The sequence below is a fragment of the Curtobacterium sp. UNCCL17 genome, from assembly GCF_000686685.1.
GTDB classification, from domain to species: domain Bacteria; phylum Actinomycetota; class Actinomycetes; order Actinomycetales; family Microbacteriaceae; genus Curtobacterium; species Curtobacterium flaccumfaciens.
The window spans coordinates 950537-968552 of the sequence record NZ_KK366000.1 but is presented as its reverse complement, the minus strand read 5'-3'; the positions used below and the strand labels follow the sequence as shown (position 1 = coordinate 968552).

Genomic DNA, 18016 nt, shown 5'->3' with positions numbered 1-18016 from the left:
ACTCCACTCTCCACACACGTACAGTCCAGAAAGGACTCCAGTCAATGGCAAACTTCACCGCTGCTGACGTGAAGAAGCTCCGCGAGGACCTCGGCGCCGGCATGATGGACGCGAAGAACGCGCTCGTCGAGGCCGACGGCGACTACGACAAGGCCGTCGAGCTGCTCCGCATCAAGGGTGCCAAGGCCGTCGCCAAGCGCGACGACCGTGCCACCTCCGAAGGTGTCGTCGTCGCGACCTCCGAGAACGGCGCCGCCACGGTCGTCGAGCTCGCGAGCGAGACCGACTTCGTCGCGAAGAACGAGAAGTTCACCACCCTCGCCGACAAGGTGCTGGGCGCTGTCGCCGCTGCCGGTGCCGCCGACGTCGCTGCCGCCAACGCCGCACCGCTGGACGGCAAGACCGTCCTCGAGGTCGTCAACGAGTCGGCCGCCGCGCTGGGCGAGAAGCTCGAGGTCCGCACGGTCCGCCGTGTCGAGGGCTCGGCCTTCGAGATCTACCTGCACAAGACCAGCCAGGACCTGCCGCCGCAGATCGCCGTCGTCATCGCGTACGAGGGTGACAACGCCGCGGAGGCACGTTCGATCGCGCAGCACGTCGCGTTCGCGAACCCGACGTACCTGACGCGCGACGAGGTCCCGGCCGAGGCCATCGAGAAGGAGCGTGCGACCGTCGAGGCGATCACGCGCGAAGAGGGCAAGCCCGAGGCTGCGCTCCCGAAGATCGTCGAGGGCCGGGTGAACGCCTACATCAAGCAGGTGTCGCTCCTCGACCAGGACTACGCGAAGGACAACAAGATCTCCGTCGCGAAGGCCGCCGAGAACGCCGGCATCACGATCCAGGGCTTCGCCCGCGTCAAGGTCGGCGCGTAACGAACCCGTGACGGGGTCAGGAACCAACCAGGTTCCTGGCCCCGTTTTTCGCGCGCATGGGCACGGCACACGCGCGACACATCCGCGAGTACATTTCCACGAGACCACGACGAAGGGTGCGGACCAGATGACCGACGAGAAGACCGGACGACGCCGCGTTCTGCTGAAGCTGTCGGGAGAGGCGTTCGGCGCCGGCTCCCTCGGAGTGAACCCCGACGTGATCGGCACCATCGCCAAGGAGATCGCCGTCGCCGCGCGTGAGGTCGAGATCGCGATCGTCGTCGGCGGGGGCAACTTCTTCCGCGGTGCCGAGCTCTCGCAGCGCGGCATGGACCGCGGCCGCGCCGACTACATGGGCATGCTCGGCACGGTGATGAACGCTCTCGCGCTGCAGGACTTCCTCGAGCAGGCGGGAGCTGCCACGCGCGTGCAGTCCGCCATCGCGATGACCCAGGTCGCCGAGCCGTACATCCCGCGGCGCGCCGAGCGGCACCTCGAGAAGGGCCGGGTCGTCATCTTCGGCGCCGGTGCCGGACTGCCGTACTTCTCGACCGACACGGTCGCGGCGCAGCGTGCGCTCGAGATCAAGGCGGACGAGGTCCTCGTCGCCAAGAACGGCGTCGACGGCGTGTACACCGCCGACCCGAAGAAGGACGCCTCGGCCGAGAAGCTGCACCACGTGACCTACCAGGACGCGCTGCTGAAGGGCCTCAAGGTCGTCGACGCCACCGCGTTCTCGCTCTGCATGGACAACGGCATGCCGATGCACGTCTTCGGCATGGAGGGCGAGGGCAACGTTCAGGCCGCGATCCGTGGCGAGCGCATCGGCACCGTCGTCAGCAACTGACCCCCGCGCTGACTAGACTCGACGCCAGTACCGAAGGAGTAACACCGTGATCAGTGATGTCCTGACCGAAGCCACCGAGAAGATGGCGAAGGCTGTCGAGGTCGCCAAGGACGACTTCTCGACCGTCCGCACCGGCCGCATCAACGCGGCGCTCTTCCAGAAGATCCCGGTCGAGTACTACGGCACGCCGACGCCGCTCGCGCAGCTCGCGTCGCTGCAGACGCCCGAGGCCCGCACGCTCATCGTGACGCCGTACGACAAGACGGCGCTCAAGGAGATCGAGCGCGCGATCGCGACCTTCCCGAACCTCGGCGCCAGCCCGACGAACGACGGGGACATCGTCCGCGTGACGATCCCGGAGCTCACCAAGGACCGCCGCAAGGAGTTCGTCAAGCTCGTGCGGACGAAGGGCGAAGACCACAAGGTCGTCGTCCGGAACATCCGCCGCAAGGCCAAGGACGACCTCGACGCACTCAAGGGTGAGATCTCCGACGACGAGATCTCGCGCGGCGACAAGGACCTCGAGGCCCTGACGAAGAAGCACGTCGACCAGATCGACGAGTCGCTGAAGAAGAAGGAAGCCGAACTCCTCGAGGTCTGATGCGTCGCTCCGACCAGGGCGATGACCGCCCCACAGCAGAGCACGGGCCCGCGTCGAGCGGGCCCGTGAAGAAGGGGCTCCGTCAGGACTTCGATGCGCGTGCACGAGCGGCGCGCACCGACTTCGAGGCGCAGCTCCGTCAGCGCAAGGCCGACTTCGGCGCGCGCAACGAGGCGCTGACCGCGCGGACCGGGCGCAACCTGCCGGCCGCGATCGGCATCGCGCTCGCGTTCGCCGTCGTGATGCTCGGCACGCTGCTCCTCTGGCCGCCGTCGTTCATGGTGGTCGCGGCGTTCCTGCTGGGCGTCGGCGTCTACGAGCTCACGAGCGCGATGCGGTTCGCCGGGCGCGACGTCCCGCGGATCCCGAGTGTCGCCGTCGCGATCGCGATCGTGCCGGCGGCGTTCCTGGTGGGGCAGGTCGCGGCGCTGTTCACCCTGCTCGGCGGCATCGTCCTGATCAGCGTCTGGCGCCTGGTCGAGGTCGCCGTCGCGCGGCAGAAGCCCCCGGCCGGCAACGTCGCCCGTGACCTCACCAACGGGTTGTTCGTCCAGGCTTACATCTCCCTGCTCGGCGCCTGCGTCGTGCTGCTGTCCGCCCAGCCGGACGGCAACCTCTGGGTGATCGGGTTCATCCTCGTCGTCGTCGCGGTCGACACCGGCGCGTACGCCACCGGGCTGAACCTCGGCAAGCACCCGATGGCACCGCGCATCAGCCCCAAGAAGACGTGGGAGGGCTTCGCCGGGTCCGTGGCGGCGAGCATCGTCGTCGGCGTCCTGGTGGCCCTGTTCATGCTCGGGCTGCCCTGGTGGACGGGCGTCCTGCTCGGTGTGCTCATCTCCGGTTCGGCCACGCTCGGCGACCTGACCGAGTCGATGATCAAGCGCGACCTCGGCATCAAGGACATCTCGTCGTTCCTGCCCGGACACGGCGGCCTGCTCGACCGCATCGACAGCATCCTGCCGTCCGCCGCGGTCGCCTACGTGCTGTACCTGATCGTCAACCACTGACCGCGCTCGTGTCGGGCTGAACGCCGCACTCAGCGCGTCCAGGTTGTGCCACGGGTCCGGACTGGCAGAATGACGCCGTGGCCACCACCTTCCCGACCGCAGCCCGTTCCGCCCTCGGTTACGACGTCGACGAAGTCGAGCGTTTCCTCGAGGACGCCCGGCGCGCGTACTCCGCAGACGACAGCGCCCCCGGCATCGAGGCCGCGAAGATCCGCGCCACGGCCTTCTCGATGCGCAAGGGCGGGTACTCCACGTCGCACGTCGACGCTGCGCTCGAACGGCTCGAGGACGCCTTCGCGGCCCGTGAGCGTGAGCGGGAGATGAGCGAGGTCGGCAAGAAGGCCTGGTACGCCGAAGCGCGGACGAAGGCATCCGACGTCGTGGCGCGGCTCGAGCGGCCCGACGGCCAGCGGTTCAGCCGGGTCAACGTGCTCGGCACCGGCTACCACCCGAAGGACGTCGACGCGTTCGCCGCCCGGCTCGCCGGGTACTTCCGCGAGGGAAAGCCGCTCAGTCTCACCGAGGTCCGTTCGATCGTCTTCCGCCCGAAGCACGGCGGGTACCGCGAGGCGCAGGTCGACGCGCTGCTCGACGCCGTCGTCGAAGTGATGCTCGCTGTCCGGTGACGACGCGCTGTCCCCAGGTGCTTCGCTTTCCGTGATCGTTCCGTTACCCTGGTCCTACTCATGGGCAGGCACACGGCAGACTCAAGCTCCGACCGCGATACCCGCGAGCACCTCAGCCTCCAGGCTTCCGGTGAGCGCCGCGCGGCAATGCAGCGAACCCGTACGACGGAGACGTCGGCGTTCGGGGTGACCCCGCAGGCAGCGCCCGCGACGACGGGTCCGGTCGCCACGCCGAAGTCGGTGGCGGCGAACCGCGTGTCCGACGAGCGCGTGGCGTCCTTCGCGCACGACGCCCTCGTCGACACTGACGAGCGTCCCGCGAAGCAGCGCACCGCGACGGTGCAGCGCCGTGCGACGCCGAAGCTCGTCAAGCCCGCCGCTTCGTCGGTGAACGCCGTGGCCCGCAAGCGCGCGACGGCCCCGATGATGTCCTTCGTCGGTGTGTTCCTGTTCGTCGGCGGCTCGCTGTTCAACCCTCTGCAGGCCGACGTGGCACAGGCCGCGGTCGACACACCGGTGCTCGTGAAGACCCCGCCGGCGCCGCAGCAGTACACCGCGCACGGCACCTACGCCGTGGCCGCCGCCGACCGTGACGGCTACGACGTCACCGTCCCGGCCCCGAAGGTCGTCAAGCCCGTCGTCGAAGAGGACGAGGCCGACGCCGAGACCACCGACGACACCGCGGCCACCGAGACCCAGCCGGTCTCGGCCGCCAACACGCTCGCCGCCACCGCCGCGACGCCCGACCCGGGCAGCGCGCAGGCGATCGCCCTGCAGCAGGTCACGGCTCGTGGCTGGGGGACCGACCAGTACAACTGCCTGGTCTCGCTGTGGAACAAGGAGTCCGGCTGGCGCGTGAACGCCTACAACCCCAGCGGTGCGTACGGCATCCCGCAGGCCCTCCCCGGCAGCAAGATGGCCACGGCGGGCGCCGACTGGCAGACCAACCCGGCGACGCAGATCACCTGGGGTCTCAACTACATCGCCGGCGTCTACGGCACCCCCTGTGGTGCCTGGGGGCACAGCCAGGCCAACAACTGGTACTGATCGGCTGCTCGGGTGCCGCGCAGCAACCGACCGCGGCGTCCCCGTGGTCGCGACGTCGAGCCTGACGAGGAGAACACCCTCGACCGGCTGATGAGCTCGTGGAAGCGCACCGAGGTCCGTCACGGTCGCGAGTACCAGGTGCAGCCGATCTCGGCCGCGTCGGCGCAGAAGGAGTACATCTGCCCGGGGTGCGGCGGAACCGTCGTGCCCGGCACCGCCCACGTGGTCGTCTGGCGGGCGGACGGCGTGCTCGGTGACGCCGCCGACCTGGCGTCACGCCGGCACTGGCACAACCACTGCTGGAGCATCGCATGACCGATGACGACACCGAGATCCGATCCGCCACCGAGCTGCCGGCCCGGCGCACCGAGGTCGAGCTCGTCACCGACGACCACCTGACGCTCGTCGGTGAACTCGCCGAGCCTGCCGACACCGCGGCCCGCGGAACCATCGTCACGCTCCACCCGCTGCCGACCGCGCACGGGTTCATGGACTCACACGTGCTCAAGAAGGCTGCCGCGCGGTTGCCCGCCCTCGCCGACATCGCGGTGCTGCGGTTCAACTTCCGGTCCGTCACGTCGCCGCGCGGGACCTCCGAGGGCGTCTTCGGCGAGGGTGTGTCCGAGGGCTTCGACCTGCGAGCCGCCGTCGCCGAGGTCGTCGAACGCGGCCTGCCGACGCCGTGGCTGGTGGGGTGGTCCTTCGGCACCGAGGTGATCCTCAAGCACGCGCTCGAACACGTCGAGGCCGGCACGGTCGCCGGGGTCGTCCTGCTGTCCCCGCCGCTGCACCGTACCTCGGACGAGGAACTCGCCCGCTGGGCTGCCGTCGGGGTCCCGGTCGTGGCGCTCGTCCCGGAGCACGACGACTTCCTGCAGCCCGAGGCCGCGGCGGCACGGTTCGCACTCGCCCCGAACGTCCGGGTCGTGCCGGTCGCGGGCGCGAAGCACCTGTGGGTGGGGGAGCGGTACGTGCGGATCGTCCTCGACGCGATCGCCGACCTCGTCGTCCCGGGCCGCGCGCCGCTGCCGACCCACTGGCCGGTCTGACGACTCCCGGAAGACGCCCTGCGGCCCGCCATCTGCACCAGGTGGCACTGCCTGGAGGCGCGGGGCGCGCCTCCAGGCCGTGGACCGTCAGCGGTCGGTCGCGTCCACGTCGTCGTCAGCGTCCGCATCGGACGCTGCGGCGGGTGCCGTGCCGAGCAGGCCGGTGGCGTTGGTGAGGACCCCGCGGAGGTTCTCGAGGTACCCCGCGACGGCTTCGCGTTCGGTCCGGATGGCCGCCAGGCGGTCCTCGGCCTCGGCGATGACGCCGGCGGTGCGCTCCTCGGCGTCCGCGACCATCCGGTGCACCCGGTCCTGCGCGTCGGCGACGATGGTGCGCGCGTGCTCCTGGGCCTCGGCCGTGCTGGTGCGCTCGAGGTCGTCGGCCTCCTGCTGCAGGCGCTCGGCGCGTTCACGGGCCTCGGTCGCACGACGCGTGGCCTCGGCGAGCTGCAGGTTCGCCTCGTCCAGGTACTTCTGCGTCTCGGTCACCGTCTCGTGGTGCTTCCGCAGGTAGTCCTGCTCGGCGTCATCACGTCGGGAGGCGAGCTCCGACTCGAGCGTCGTGCGGGCTTCGTCGCGCTCCCGGGCGATCTCGGCGCGGACCTCGTCGCGCTCCTTCACCAGGGCGGCGCGGGCGGTGTCGATCTCCTGCCGCAGGGCGGTGCGCTCGGCCTCGAGCACCCCGAGCTCGGCGGTGCGGCGGTCGGCGATCTCGGTGTCGACCTCGGCGTGCTCACGCTCGCGTCGGGCGGCGATGGCGTTCTCGTGCTCACGGACAGCACGCTCGGCTGCCGCATCGGCCTCCGCGCGCTCCTGCGCGATCCGGGCGTCGTGCTCCTCGAGCTCACGGGCGATCCGGTCGGCGGTCTCCTGCACCAGGCGCGCGTTCTCGACGCGGGTCTGCTCCTCGTCGACGCGGAGCTGCGCACGGGCCGCCTCGGTCTCCTGCTCCAGTGCGGTGCGGGCGGCGGCGAGTTCGCGGTCCCACTGGGCGCGGGCGGCGGCGAGTTCCTCGTCGAGCTCGCGGCGGCGGTCCGCGACCTCGGTGTCGAGCTCGGCGCGGCGACGCGTGACCTCGGACTCGAGTTCGGCGCGACCGGTCTCGAGGGCCAGCGCGTGTGCCTGCTGCTCCTCGTCACGCTCACGGTGCCAGGCGGCACGACCCTCGGTGACCTCGCGCTCGAGGGCCTCGCGTCGGGTCGTCTCCTCGCGGTCGAGGTCCTCGGTGCGACGGGTGTGGTCGGCCTCGAAGACCGAACGGCGGTGCTCGGTCTCGCGGTCGAGCTCGGCGGCGGCGGTGCGGGCCTCGGCGGACTCCCGCTGGGCGATCTCGCGCAGCTCGGCGACCTCGTGCTCGACCTGGGCGCGCAGGGCGTTCGTCTCGCGGATGGCGATGGAGCGGACCTCGGCGGCCTCGGTCACGGCGGCACCGCGGATCGCGGCAGCTTCGTTGCGGGCGTCCTGCGTGAGCAGACCGGCCTCGGCGCGGGCGCGCTCGACGGTGTCGGCTGCCTCGGCGCGGGCTCGGGTGAGCTCGTTGGTGGCGCGGGTGCGGGCGTCCTCGAGGGTGTCGCGCGCTTCTTCCTGTGCTTCGCGGACGGTGCGCTCGGCTTCGGCGCGGCTCGAGGCACGGAGCCGCTGGGCGTCGATGTCCGCCTGGCTGATGAGCCGGGTCGACTGCTCTTCGGCCACGCGCAGGGTGGACTCGAGGCGAGTGCCGAGTCCGCTGTACGTGGGGGTGCCGGCTTCGTCGAGCTCGCCCTGCAGCTCGGAGACCCGGGCCTGCAGGAGACGGATCTCCTTCGCGGCGTCGGCGCGGTCGTTGTTCGACTTGATGAGCTCGCGTCGCAGGTCGTTCAGCGAACGCTCCACCTCGTCGCGGCGGTACCCGCGCAGCTCGGTTCCGAACTCGGCCTCGTCGTTCGCCACGTGTCGCTCCTGGGGTCGGCAGCGGGCCAGGTTCGGCCCGCGGTCGATTGTAGTGGGGGCCGGAGCGGGGCGTCTGAGTCCGGCGACAGCGCGGATTGATGCACTGTCCAGCGTTGCTCGCTATCCTGAGTCGCTGATTCGCGCGCCGACATCCCCACCCCGGCGCGGTAGGGAGAGAGTTCGTGCGATTCGTCCTGGCGATCGTCAGTTTCGTCATCGGTCTGCTGCTCGTGGCGCTGGCGGTGGGACAGCGGACCGTGTTCGCGCCGCCGTCCTCGCTCGTGGCCGAGAGCTCGACGACCAGTTCCGCCCCGGTGACGGTGATCCCGGGGACGACCCTCAACGCCAACCCCGGCTACCAGCGCATCAACGTGTCCGGCTCCGGCAAGGTCTTCGCCGCCTACGGCAAGACCGCCGACGTCGACGCCTGGATCGGTGAGGCCGAGCACACCACGCTCCGCTTCGACGCCGAGAAGGGATCCCTGGTCGGGTCGACCACTGGCAGCGAGACCAGCGTTCCCTCGCCCAAGGGCAGTGACCTCTGGTACCAGGAGTACGACGGTGCCGGGCAGTTCACCGTGCGTCTGCCGCAGGACGTCTCGGTGCTCGTCGTCAGCGACGGCAAGGCCGCGGCCCCGAGCGACGTGTCCGTCACCTGGCCGCAGGACACCGCGACCCCGGCGGTCGGTCCGCTGCTGGTGGCCGGTGGCGTGTTCGTCGTCGGAGGCCTCGTGCTGCTCGTCCTCGCGTTCCTGCACCAGCGCCGCGGCCGCGGCCCCCGTCGTCGCAGTGGGGGCAGCCGGCCGCCGCGGGTGCGCGCCTCGCGCCGGGCTGCCGCAGCCGGCGCGCAGGTGCCGCGTCCTGGTCGCCGTGGCTCGCGCGCCTTCGTCGGTGTCCCGGTGCTGCTCGTCGGTGCCCTGACCCTGGCCGGCTGTTCCTCGGACTACTGGCCGCAGGGTGGCGACCCGTCGCTCGCCACCGCGACGCCGACGGCCACTGCCACCGGGGCGGCGGACACGACCGAGCCGACGGCTGCGACCAAGCAGCAGATCACCCGCGTCGTGCAGCGCACCGCCGCAGTGGCGAAGCAGGCCGACGAAACCCGTGACAGCAGGCTCGCCGGGACCCGTTTCACGGGTGCCGCGCTCGAACTGCGCGAGGCGAACTACGCGATCCGCGCGAAGGACGCGGACGTCAAGGCGCCCCCGGCGATCTCGGCCGCGCAGGTGTGCGTCGCGCTGCCGCAGCAGACCGACAGCTGGCCGCGCACGGTCTTCACGATCGTCGCCGAGGACTGCGACGCCAAGTCGGCGCCGCAGGCCCTGACCCTGGTGCAGGACAGCGCCCGTGATCCGTACAAGGTGGCGTACGACGTCTCGCTCGAGGCCGACGCGAAGATCCCGAGCCTCGCGCCGACGACGATCGGTGCCGCACTGCTCGCGCCGGAGTCGAAGCTCCTGACGATCCAGCCCGACCAGGTCGCGACCGCGTACGGCGACATCCTGTCGAAGGACACCGCCAGCGAGTACGCCGACCTGTTCGCGACCGAGGGCGATGCGCTCCGCACCACCATCGGCAAGGCGTACAAGGACAAGAAGGCCAAGGCCCTGCCGGACACGGCGAAGATCGAGTACTCGTCCGAGGTCCCGGCCGACTCCGCCGTCGCCATCGCGACCGACGACGCCGGTGCCCTGGTCTCCGCCGACCTGGACGAGGTCGAGAAGGTGACCCCGACCGCCTCCGGCGCCGAGGTGAACACCGAGGGTGCCGTCAAGGCACTGTCCGGCGTGGACACGAGCAAGAAGGGCATCAGCGCGACCTACAGCGTCCAGCTGCTCTTCTACGTGCCGCCGGTCGCCTCGGATGGCAAAGTGGTCCTGCTCGGGTTCACACAGGGCCTGACCGCAGCGAGTGAGGTGCAATGAGCAACATCCCCCCGACCCCGTCCGGGCTCCGCGGAGCCGTGGACCTGTCGTCCCTCGTCGACCGCGCACAGCGGCCGCCCCAGCCGTCCGGTGCTCCGGCCCCGGCGGGTTCCCCTGGCGGTGCCGTGCCCGGCACCGAAGCCGGCACCGTGAACGGCGCTGACCTGACCGTCCCGTCGCTCGTCATCGACGTCACCGACGCGACGTTCCAGGACGTCCTGCAGCTGTCGACCGTCGTCCCGGTCATCGTGGACATCTGGGCCGAGTGGTGCGGGCCGTGCAAGCAGCTCTCGCCGATCCTCGAGCAGCTCACCGCGGAGTACGACGGCCGCGTGGTGCTCGCCAAGGTGGACGCCGACACGAACCCGCAGCTCGTGCAGGCGTTCCAGGCGCAGTCGATCCCGACCGTGGCCGCCGTGATCGGTGGGCGCCCGCTCGGGCTCTTCGTCGGGGCACTGCCCGAGGCGCAGGTCCGCGACGTCTACGAGCAGGTGCTCCAGGCGGCCGAGCAGAACGGCGTGACCGGTCGCGTCACCGTCGACGGCGCAGCGGCCCCCACCGACGCCGAGCAGGGCGAGCCGGAGCCGGAGCCGCTCCCGCCGCACCACCAGGCGGCGTACGACGCGATCGAGCGGGGCGACTTCGCCACCGCCATCGAGGAGTACAAGACCGCGATCCTGCAGGACCCGCACGACCAGATGGCCGTCGCCGGACTCGCGCAGGTGTCGCTGCTCGACCGGCTCAACGGCCGGACGGCCGACGAGATCCGGGCGGCAGCAGCCGCCGGTCCGCAGGACGTCCAGGCACAGCTGGCGGTCGCCGACCTCGACATCTCGGGTGGGCACGTCGACGATGCCTTCGGTCGTCTGCTCGACCTCGTGCCGACGGTGTTCGGCGACGACCGCGAGGCCCTGCGTGTCCGGCTCGTCGAGTACTTCGAGCTCATCGGCAGCGAGGACCCGCGCGTCGTCGCGGCGCGTCGCCGCCTGGCGAACGCCCTGTACTAGGCCCGCAGGGTCGGCGCTGCGAAGAAGACGCCGTCGTCACACCGAGACGCCGCCGGATCCGGCGGCGTCTCGGTGTTTCCGGGGTGTCTCAAGGACACGACGGCGTCTCGAGCACACGACGGCGTCTTGAGCAGACGACGGCGTCTCGAGGACACGACGGCGTCTCGCGCATCGCGGTGGACCCGGCAACGGACAGACGGGAGGCCCGGTGCCAGCTGGCACCGGGCCTCCCGTCTGTCGGTCGGTCGCGTCGCGGACGCTGGCCGGGCTACTGGGCCAGCTTCAGCCAGACGGCGCCGAGGGGCGGGACCACGAGGTGCGCCGAGGCCGGGCGGCCCGCCCACGGGGTGTCCTCTGCCGTGACGACGCCGAGGTTGCCGACCCCGGAGCCGCCGTACTCGGCCGCGTCGGTGTTGAGCACCTCGTGCCACTCGCCCGCGGTCGGCAGGCCGAAGCGGCGCTCCACCGGCACACCGGAGAAGTTCACGAACACCGCGACCCGGTCGTCGCCGTCCTTCCGCAGGAACCCGAGGGTCGAGTGCGGTGCGTCGCCGCCCTCGAGCCACTCGAAGCCGTCGGCCGTCGAGTCGTGCGTCCAGAGCGCCGGGGAGTCCTTGTACACGCGGTTGAGCTCCGCGACGAGGTCCTGCACACCGCGGTGGCCGGGCTGGTCCAGGAGCCACCAGTCGAGGCCCTTCGCCTCGGACCACTCGGCAGGCTGCGCGAACTCCTGGCCCATGAAGAGCAGCTGCTTGCCGGGGTGCGCCCACATGAACGCCAGGTAGGCACGCACGTTGGCGAGCTTCTGCCACTCGTCACCGGGCATCTTGCCGTACAGGGAGCCCTTGCCGTGCACGACCTCGTCGTGGCTGATCGGCAGCGTGAACTGCTCGCTGAACGCGTAGACGAACGAGAACGTGATCTCGTCGTGGTGGTAGCTGCGGTACGCGGGGTCGCGCTGCACGTACTCGAGCGAGTCGTGCATCCAGCCCATGTTCCACTTCTGCCCGAAGCCGAGCCCGCCGGCGCTCGTCGGCTGGGTCACGCCCGGCCACGAGGTGCTCTCCTCCGCGATCATCACGATGCCGGGGTAGCGCTTGTACGCCGTCGCGTTCGTCTCCTGCAGGAACGAGATCGCGTCGAGGTTCTCGCGGCCGCCGTGGATGTTCGGCAGCCAGTCGGTGCGGGAGTAGTCGAGGTACAGCATCGAGGCCACCGCGTCGACCCGCAGGCCGTCGATGTGGAACTCCTCGAACCAGTACAGCGCGTTCGCGACCAGGAAGTTGCGCACCTGCGGCTGTCCGAAGTCGAACACGTAGGTGCCCCAGTCCAGCTGCTCGCCGCGGCGGGGGTCCGGGTGCTCGAACAGCGCGTAGCCGTCGAAGCGCCCGAGGGCCCACTCGTCCTTCGGGAAGTGCCCGGGGACCCAGTCCATGATCACGCCGATGCCCGCGGAGTGCAGGCGGTCGATCAGGTAGCGCAGGTCGTCGGGCGAACCGAAGCGCGCGGTCGGCGCGTAGTACCCGGTGACCTGGTAGCCCCACGAGCCGCCGAAGGGGTGCTCGGCGAGCGGCAGGAACTCCACGTGGGTGAAGCCGGTGTACTCCATGTGCCCGATGAGCTGGTCGGCGACCTCGCGGTACGACAGGCCGGGGCGCCACGAGCCGAGGTGCACCTCGTACACGCTCATCGGGGCGTCGTGCGTGGTGGTCTGCGCGCGGCGCTCCATCCAGGCGGCGTCGCCCTCGGACCACGTGTACGTGGACTCGGTGACGACCGAGGCCGTCGCCGGGGCGATCTCGGCTTCGCGGGCGAACGGGTCGGCCCGCTCCACCCAGCCGGAGTCGGTGAGGATCTGGAACTTGTAGCGCTGGCCGACGACGGCGCCGGGCCAGAAGAGCTCCCAGACGCCGAGGTCGCTCAGACGGCGCATCGCGGTGGTGCGGCCTTCCCAGCCCTCGAAGTCGCCGATCACGCGGACGGCGGTCGCCCGGGGTGCCCAGACGGCGAACGCGACGCCGTCGACGCCGTCGACGGTGCGGGCGTGCGCGCCGAGGTGGTGCCAGAGCTGCTCGTCACGGCCCTCACCGAACAGGTGCAGGTCGAGCTCGCCGAGCGTCGGGGCGAACCGGTACGCGTCGTCGGTGGTCCAGGTGGCGTCGTCCTCGTCCGTGGACTCGTCGTAGTCGTACTCCGACTCGACGCGGTAGCGACCGAGGGTTTCGGCGGTGGCGCCGGCCCAGAGCCCGTCACCCTCGTGCGTGAGTTCGATGTCGTCGCCGTCGGGGCGGACGATCCGCACCGCACGGGCCAGGTGCCGGACGACGCGGACGCTCGTGCCGCCGTCGACCGGGTGCGGGCCGAGCACGTCGTGCGGCTGGGACCAGCGGCCCTCGGCCACCTGCAGACGCAGCCAGTCCTCGATCGGAGCCGGACGCGGATCCGTGGCCGTACCGGTGGCGGCGGGAGCCGAGGCAGCAGCCTGCGCCGAGGCAGCAGCGGTGGGGGCGGCCGGAGCCTCGACGGAGGCCGGGCGGACCACGGGGGCGGCGCCCCCCGTCGGTGCCGTCGGGGCGTCGGACGCGGAGGCGGCCGCGACGGGCGGTTGCCGCGGGTGCGACGGGTCGGCGGGGTGCCCGGCGAGCGTCGCGGACTCCGCCACCCCGCGGTCAGGTGCCTCGCGCTGCACCGGCGGGGCGCCGGGCAGGTCTTCGTCGGGCGCGGAGACCTTCGGTTCGTACCGCGGCACGGCCGGCGGCGGAGGCGGCACCGGCGGGACGGCCGGTCCGCGCTTCGTGGGGTCGGTCGGTTCGGGGGTCATCGGTGGGGTCCTTCCACGACGAGCAGGTGCACGGGCTCCTGGAACGCATCCAGGCGGACGTAGTTCGACGCGCCCCAGGTCCAGCGCTGACCGGTCACGACGTCACGGACGTCGAACAGGCCCTCGGTCGGCAGACCGAGTGCGGCGAGGTCCAGGTGCACGGTGGTCTCACGGGCGGAGTGCGGGTCGACGTTGGCGACCACGATCACGGTGTCGGGGCGTCCTGACCGGATGTACTCGCCCGACAGGTGCTTCGAGTAGACGACGATCGCCGGGTCCTCGGCGGCGTGCACGTGCAGGTTCCGCAGCTGTCGGAGCGCAGGGTGCGCCGCACGGAACCGGTTGAGCATCGTCACGTACGGGGCCAGCGACGCCCCCTCGGCCTCGGCCAGGGCGAAGTCACGCGGCTTGTACTCGTACTTCTCGTTGTCGATGTTCTCTTCGGAGCCGGGTCGGGCGACGTCCTCGAAGAGCTCGTACCCGGCGTACATGCCCCACGTCGGCGCACCGGTGGCGGCGAGCGCCGCACGGACCTTGTAGCCGGCACGGCCGCCGAACTGCAGGTACTCGGTGAGGATGTCGGGGGTGTTCACGAAGAGGTTCGGGCGCAGGTAGTCGCTCGTCTCGTGCGAGAGCTCCGTGAAGTAGTCCTCGATCTCGTCCTTGGTGTTGCGCCAGGTGAAGTACGAGTACGACTGCTGGAACCCGGCTTCGGCGAGCGCGCGCATCATCGCCGGGCGGGTGAACGCCTCGGCGAGGAACACGGTGTCGGGGTGCTCGTCGCGGATCTCACGGATGACGCGTTCCCAGAACCAGAGCGGCTTGGTGTGCGGGTTGTCGACGCGGAAGATCCGGATGCCGAAGGCGATCCAGTGGCGCAGGACACGCTCGACCTCGGTGACCAGGCCCTCGGGGTCGGTGTCGAACTGGATCGGGTAGATGTCCTGGTAGCGCTTCGGCGGGTTCTCGGCGGTCGCGATGGAGCCGTCGGCGCGCTGCGTGAACCACTCGGGGTGCTGGGTGACCCAGGGGTGGTCGGGGGAGCACTGCAGCGCGAAGTCGAGCGCGACTTCCATGCCGGTGTTCTTCGCCGTCTCGACGAAGTCGCGGAAGTCGTCCTCGGTGCCGAGGTCGGGGTGGATCGCGTCGTGCCCGCCCTCGGGGGAGCCGATCGCCCACGGGCTGCCGGGGTCGTTCGGCCCGGGCGTGAGCGTGTTGTTCGGCCCCTTGCGGGCGGTGGTGCCGATGGGGTGGATCGGCGGCAGGTAGATGACGTCGAAGCCCATCCGGGCGACGGCGGGCAGGCGGCGGGCCGCGGTGCGGAAGTCGCCGCTCTTCCAGGAGCCGTCGGGGTTCTTCTTCGCGCCTTCCGAGCGGGGGAAGAACTCGTACCAGGCGCCGACGCCGGCGCGGGTGCGTTCGACGTCGAGCAGCTGGGTGGCGGAGTGGGTGCGGAGCGAGGTGAGCGGGGCTTCCTCGACTTCGGCCACGATGCGCGGGTCGTCGACGGCGGCCAGGCGTTCGGCCGGGTCGAGGTCGGTGTCACGGACGCGTGCGGCGGCACGGGTGGCGGCGGGGGAGTCGGTTTCCTCGGCCAGCCGGTCGAGCAGCACGGCACCGTCGAGCAGGGTCGCCTCGGTGTCGACGCCGGCCGCGATCTTCAGGCGTGCGCCGTGGAGCCAGCTCGCCCAGTCGTCGGAGTACGACTCGACGTGCCAGGTCCAGACGCCGACGTGGTCGACCTGCACGGTGGCTTCGTAGCGGTCGGTGCCGGGGGCACCGAGGGTCATGGGGACGGTGCGTGTTCCACCGTCTGGGCGTTCGAGGACGAGGTCGGCGCCGATGATGCCGTGTCCTTCTCGGAAGACGGTTGCACCGAACGTGATCACCTCGCCGTCGAATGCCTTGCCGGGGAAGCCGTTCGGCGTCCTCGGGGCGAGCTCGGTGATCGGGATGCGCCCGATCTTCGGGCGGCGGGGTCGGTCTGCGGTGGCCACGGAAGCGACGCTACCCGGCGGGCGGCTCCGCGTTCCCCGGAATCGGCCCGCTGTGGAGGGCCGGGCGCGCCGTGGAGCCTGTTGAGGACCGTACGCAAGGCCCGGGGCGGGGCCGCCACGGGCCTCCCGTCCGTCGGTCGGTCGCGACGCCGGGCCGCACCCGACTGCTCGGCGCTACGCCACCTCGAACAGGTGGATGCCGGGGCCGTAAGCGGTGAAGACCTGCCCGGCAGGTCGGAGCCGCTCGTGGTCGCGGTGCTTCTCGCTCGACCAGGCCAGGCGGTACCCGAGGACGTCCTCGCGCACCGGCAGGGTCAGGTCGCGGGTGCGGCCGCTGCCGTGCACGACCACCAGGACGCGGTCGAAGGGCTCGTGTTCGGGCGTCGACTCGACGAAGTACTGCAGGGCGCGGTGCACCGGCTGGTCCCAGCCCTCGATCGTCATCGGGTGTCCGTCCGGCCCGTACCAGGACATCCGCGAGGCCCCGGGGGTCTCCTGCCCCTCGACGCCGAAGCGGGTGGGGCGGAGCGACGGGTGCGCCTGCCGGAACCGGGCCAGCGCGGCGACGGCCTCGGTCATCGTCTCGGCGTCCTCGTCGTCGGACCAGTCCACCGGGGTCAGGTCGTCGGACACCACGTAGGCGTTGTTGTTGCCGTGCTGCGTGCGGCTCCGCTCGTCGCCGGCGGTGAGCATCGGCACCCCGGCGGACAGCATCAGGGTCGCCACCAGGTTGCGCATCGACCGACCCCGCGCGGCGCGGACCCCGCGGTCGGCGGTGTCACCCTCGATGCCGTGGTTGAACGAGCGGTTGTCGTTCGAGCCGTCGCGGTTGTCCTCGCCGTTGGCCTCGTTGTGCTTGCCGTCGTACGACACCAGGTCGAGCAGGGTGAAGCCGTCGTGCGCGGTGACGAAGTTGACGCTCGCCAGCGGGCCGCGGTCGGCGCCGAAGACGTGACGCGAGCCGGTCAGGGCTCCGGCGAGCGCGCCGATCCCGGTCTGCGGCAGGCCGGTGCGGCGCTCCTCGGCGATGTCGGTGAGCCAGAACTGGCGGACCGTGTTGCGGAACCCGTCGTTCCACTCGCTCGTGCGCTGGCCGGCCGCGCCGAACTCCCCGGTCTTCCAGCCGTCCGGGCCGACGTCCCACGGCTCGGCGATCACCAGGGTGTCCTGCAGGTCGGGGTGGTTCCGGATGCGTTCGAGCAGCGGGTGCGACGGGTCGAACCGGTGCTCGCCGTCGCGGGCCAGGGCGGCCATCAGGTCGAAGCGGAACCCGTCGACCTGCACCTCGCGCGCCCAGTACACCAGGCTGTCGACGATGAGGTCCGCCGTCGCCTCGACCGAGGTGTCGAGCGTGTTCCCGCACCCGGTGGTGTCGTAGTAGGTGTCCCGGCGGGGCGGGTCGGTCTGCGCCCAGCGGTAGCGGTTCGCACCGTCGATGCCACGCAGGCTCGTCGTCGGACCACCCAGTCCTTCTTCTGCGGTGTGGTTGTAGACGACGTCCAGGACGACCTGGATGCCGGCCTCGTGCAGCAGCCGGACCATGCCCTTGAACTCGCGCAGGACGGCGTCGGCGCCCTCCCGCTGCGCCGGCGCCGAGGCGTGCGCTGCGTGCGGGGCGAAGAACCCGAGCGTGTTGTAGCCCCAGGCGTTCTGGCGGCCGGCGTCGCGGAGCCACCGCTCGGTGTCGAACGCCTGCACGGGCAGCAGCTCGAGCGTGGTGACGCCGATGCGGTGCAGGTGCGCGATCGTGCTCTCGTGGGCGACCCCCGCGTACGTGCCGCGCAGGTGCTCCGGAAGATGCGGGTTCGCGGCCGTGAGGGTGCGGACGTTCGCCTCGTAGACGACGGCGCGGTCGAGGGGGACCTGCGGCTTCACGACGCCGCCCCAGTCGAAGGCGTCGTCGACGACGACGCTGGTCCAGCGGGGGCCGGACGCTTCGTCGTCGCCGGTCGGCAGGATGCCCCGCGCGTACGGGTCGAGCAGTGGACGCGTCGGGTCGAACTCGTGCCGCGGCCCGACCGGCCCGTCGACGAGCAGGTGGTAGCGGTCGCCGGGCACGATCCCGGGCACCTCGCCGGTCCACACGTCGGTGTCCGGCACGCGCTCGAGCGGGTGCCGGGTCGGCCGCCCGTCGGCGCGGTCTTCCCCGCCCGCGCCGACGGCGCTTCCCGCGCTCGCCACGACCAGGACGACGCTCGTCGCCGTCGCGGAGTGCAGGGTGAACCGGGGGACGGTCCCGCCCAGGGAGAACCCCGGCGTGAGGTCGATCGCTGTCTCGTGCACGC

General features: G+C 71.3%; 14 protein-coding genes. 10 read left to right on the top strand and 4 right to left on the bottom strand.

From position 1 onward, the window contains the following. Positions 1–44: 44 nt before the first annotated feature. The 8 genes from tsf to BR70_RS0109405 all read left to right on the top strand — a co-directional run bounded on the left by tsf (position 45) and on the right by BR70_RS0109405 (position 6052). On the top strand, positions 45–872 hold the full coding sequence (gene tsf / locus BR70_RS0109440) for a translation elongation factor Ts (protein ID WP_027465873.1): 828 nt from the start codon (positions 45–47) through the stop codon (positions 870–872). A gap of 127 nt (positions 873–999) precedes the next feature. Beyond that, the gene (pyrH, locus tag BR70_RS0109435; protein ID WP_027465872.1) at positions 1000–1719 is read left to right on the top strand and encodes a UMP kinase; all 720 of its coding nucleotides are present in this window, start codon (positions 1000–1002) and stop codon (positions 1717–1719) included. 46 nt (positions 1720–1765) lie between these two features. Next, entirely contained in the window at positions 1766–2320 is a 555-nt protein-coding gene (gene frr, locus BR70_RS0109430) for a ribosome recycling factor (protein ID WP_027465871.1), read from the top strand. Positions 2321–2385: 65 nt separating this feature from the next. After that, positions 2386–3330 carry a phosphatidate cytidylyltransferase gene (locus BR70_RS0109425; protein WP_027465870.1) on the top strand — a complete coding sequence of 315 codons (945 nt, stop codon included), beginning with the start codon at positions 2386–2388 and terminating at the stop codon, positions 3328–3330. A 77-nt stretch (positions 3331–3407) separates the two neighbouring features. Further along, positions 3408–3956, top strand: a complete 549-nt coding sequence (locus tag BR70_RS0109420; protein WP_027465869.1) for a DivIVA domain-containing protein — start codon at positions 3408–3410, stop codon at positions 3954–3956. 147 nt (positions 3957–4103) lie between these two features. Further along, positions 4104–5003, top strand: a complete 900-nt coding sequence (locus BR70_RS23725; RefSeq protein WP_231495678.1) for an aggregation-promoting factor C-terminal-like domain-containing protein — start codon at positions 4104–4106, stop codon at positions 5001–5003. A gap of 12 nt (positions 5004–5015) precedes the next feature. Next, positions 5016–5318, top strand: coding sequence for a hypothetical protein (locus tag BR70_RS0109410; RefSeq protein ID WP_027465868.1), 303 nt, complete (start codon positions 5016–5018; stop codon positions 5316–5318). After that, positions 5315–6052 carry an alpha/beta hydrolase gene (locus tag BR70_RS0109405; protein WP_027465867.1) on the top strand — a complete coding sequence of 246 codons (738 nt, stop codon included), beginning with the start codon at positions 5315–5317 and terminating at the stop codon, positions 6050–6052. Before BR70_RS0109410 ends, BR70_RS0109405 begins: the two co-directional genes overlap by 4 nt. An 87-nt stretch (positions 6053–6139) precedes the next feature. Here BR70_RS0109405 and BR70_RS20295 read toward each other — a convergent pair whose 3' ends face one another. Further along, entirely contained in the window at positions 6140–7981 is a 1842-nt protein-coding gene (locus BR70_RS20295) for a coiled-coil domain-containing protein (protein WP_051596759.1), read from the bottom strand. Positions 7982–8163: 182 nt separating this feature from the next. Between BR70_RS20295 and BR70_RS0109395 the strand changes: the two genes are divergently transcribed. Together BR70_RS0109395 and BR70_RS0109390 are read left to right on the top strand one after the other, a co-directional pair. After that, positions 8164–9906 carry a DUF8094 domain-containing protein gene (locus BR70_RS0109395; protein WP_027465866.1) on the top strand — a complete coding sequence of 581 codons (1743 nt, stop codon included), beginning with the start codon at positions 8164–8166 and terminating at the stop codon, positions 9904–9906. Further along, positions 9903–10913, top strand: coding sequence for a tetratricopeptide repeat protein (locus tag BR70_RS0109390; RefSeq protein WP_027465865.1), 1011 nt, complete (start codon positions 9903–9905; stop codon positions 10911–10913). The genes BR70_RS0109395 and BR70_RS0109390 overlap by 4 nt, the downstream gene beginning before the upstream one ends. A gap of 268 nt (positions 10914–11181) precedes the next feature. Here the strand turns inward: BR70_RS0109390 and glgB are convergent, their stop codons facing one another. From glgB to BR70_RS0109375, 3 genes are all read right to left on the bottom strand, one after another. Continuing rightward, positions 11182–13734: a 1,4-alpha-glucan branching protein GlgB gene (gene glgB, locus BR70_RS0109385; protein WP_027465864.1), complete on the bottom strand. Its 2553-nt coding sequence runs from the start codon at positions 13732–13734 to the stop codon at positions 11182–11184. Further along, positions 13731–15731 carry an alpha-1,4-glucan--maltose-1-phosphate maltosyltransferase gene (locus BR70_RS0109380; RefSeq protein WP_027465863.1) on the bottom strand — a complete coding sequence of 667 codons (2001 nt, stop codon included), beginning with the start codon at positions 15729–15731 and terminating at the stop codon, positions 13731–13733. Before BR70_RS0109380 ends, glgB begins: the two co-directional genes overlap by 4 nt. 174 nt (positions 15732–15905) lie before the next feature. After that, positions 15906–18014: a glycogen debranching protein gene (locus tag BR70_RS0109375; RefSeq protein WP_027465862.1), complete on the bottom strand. Its 2109-nt coding sequence runs from the start codon at positions 18012–18014 to the stop codon at positions 15906–15908. Positions 18015–18016 lie beyond the last annotated feature (2 nt).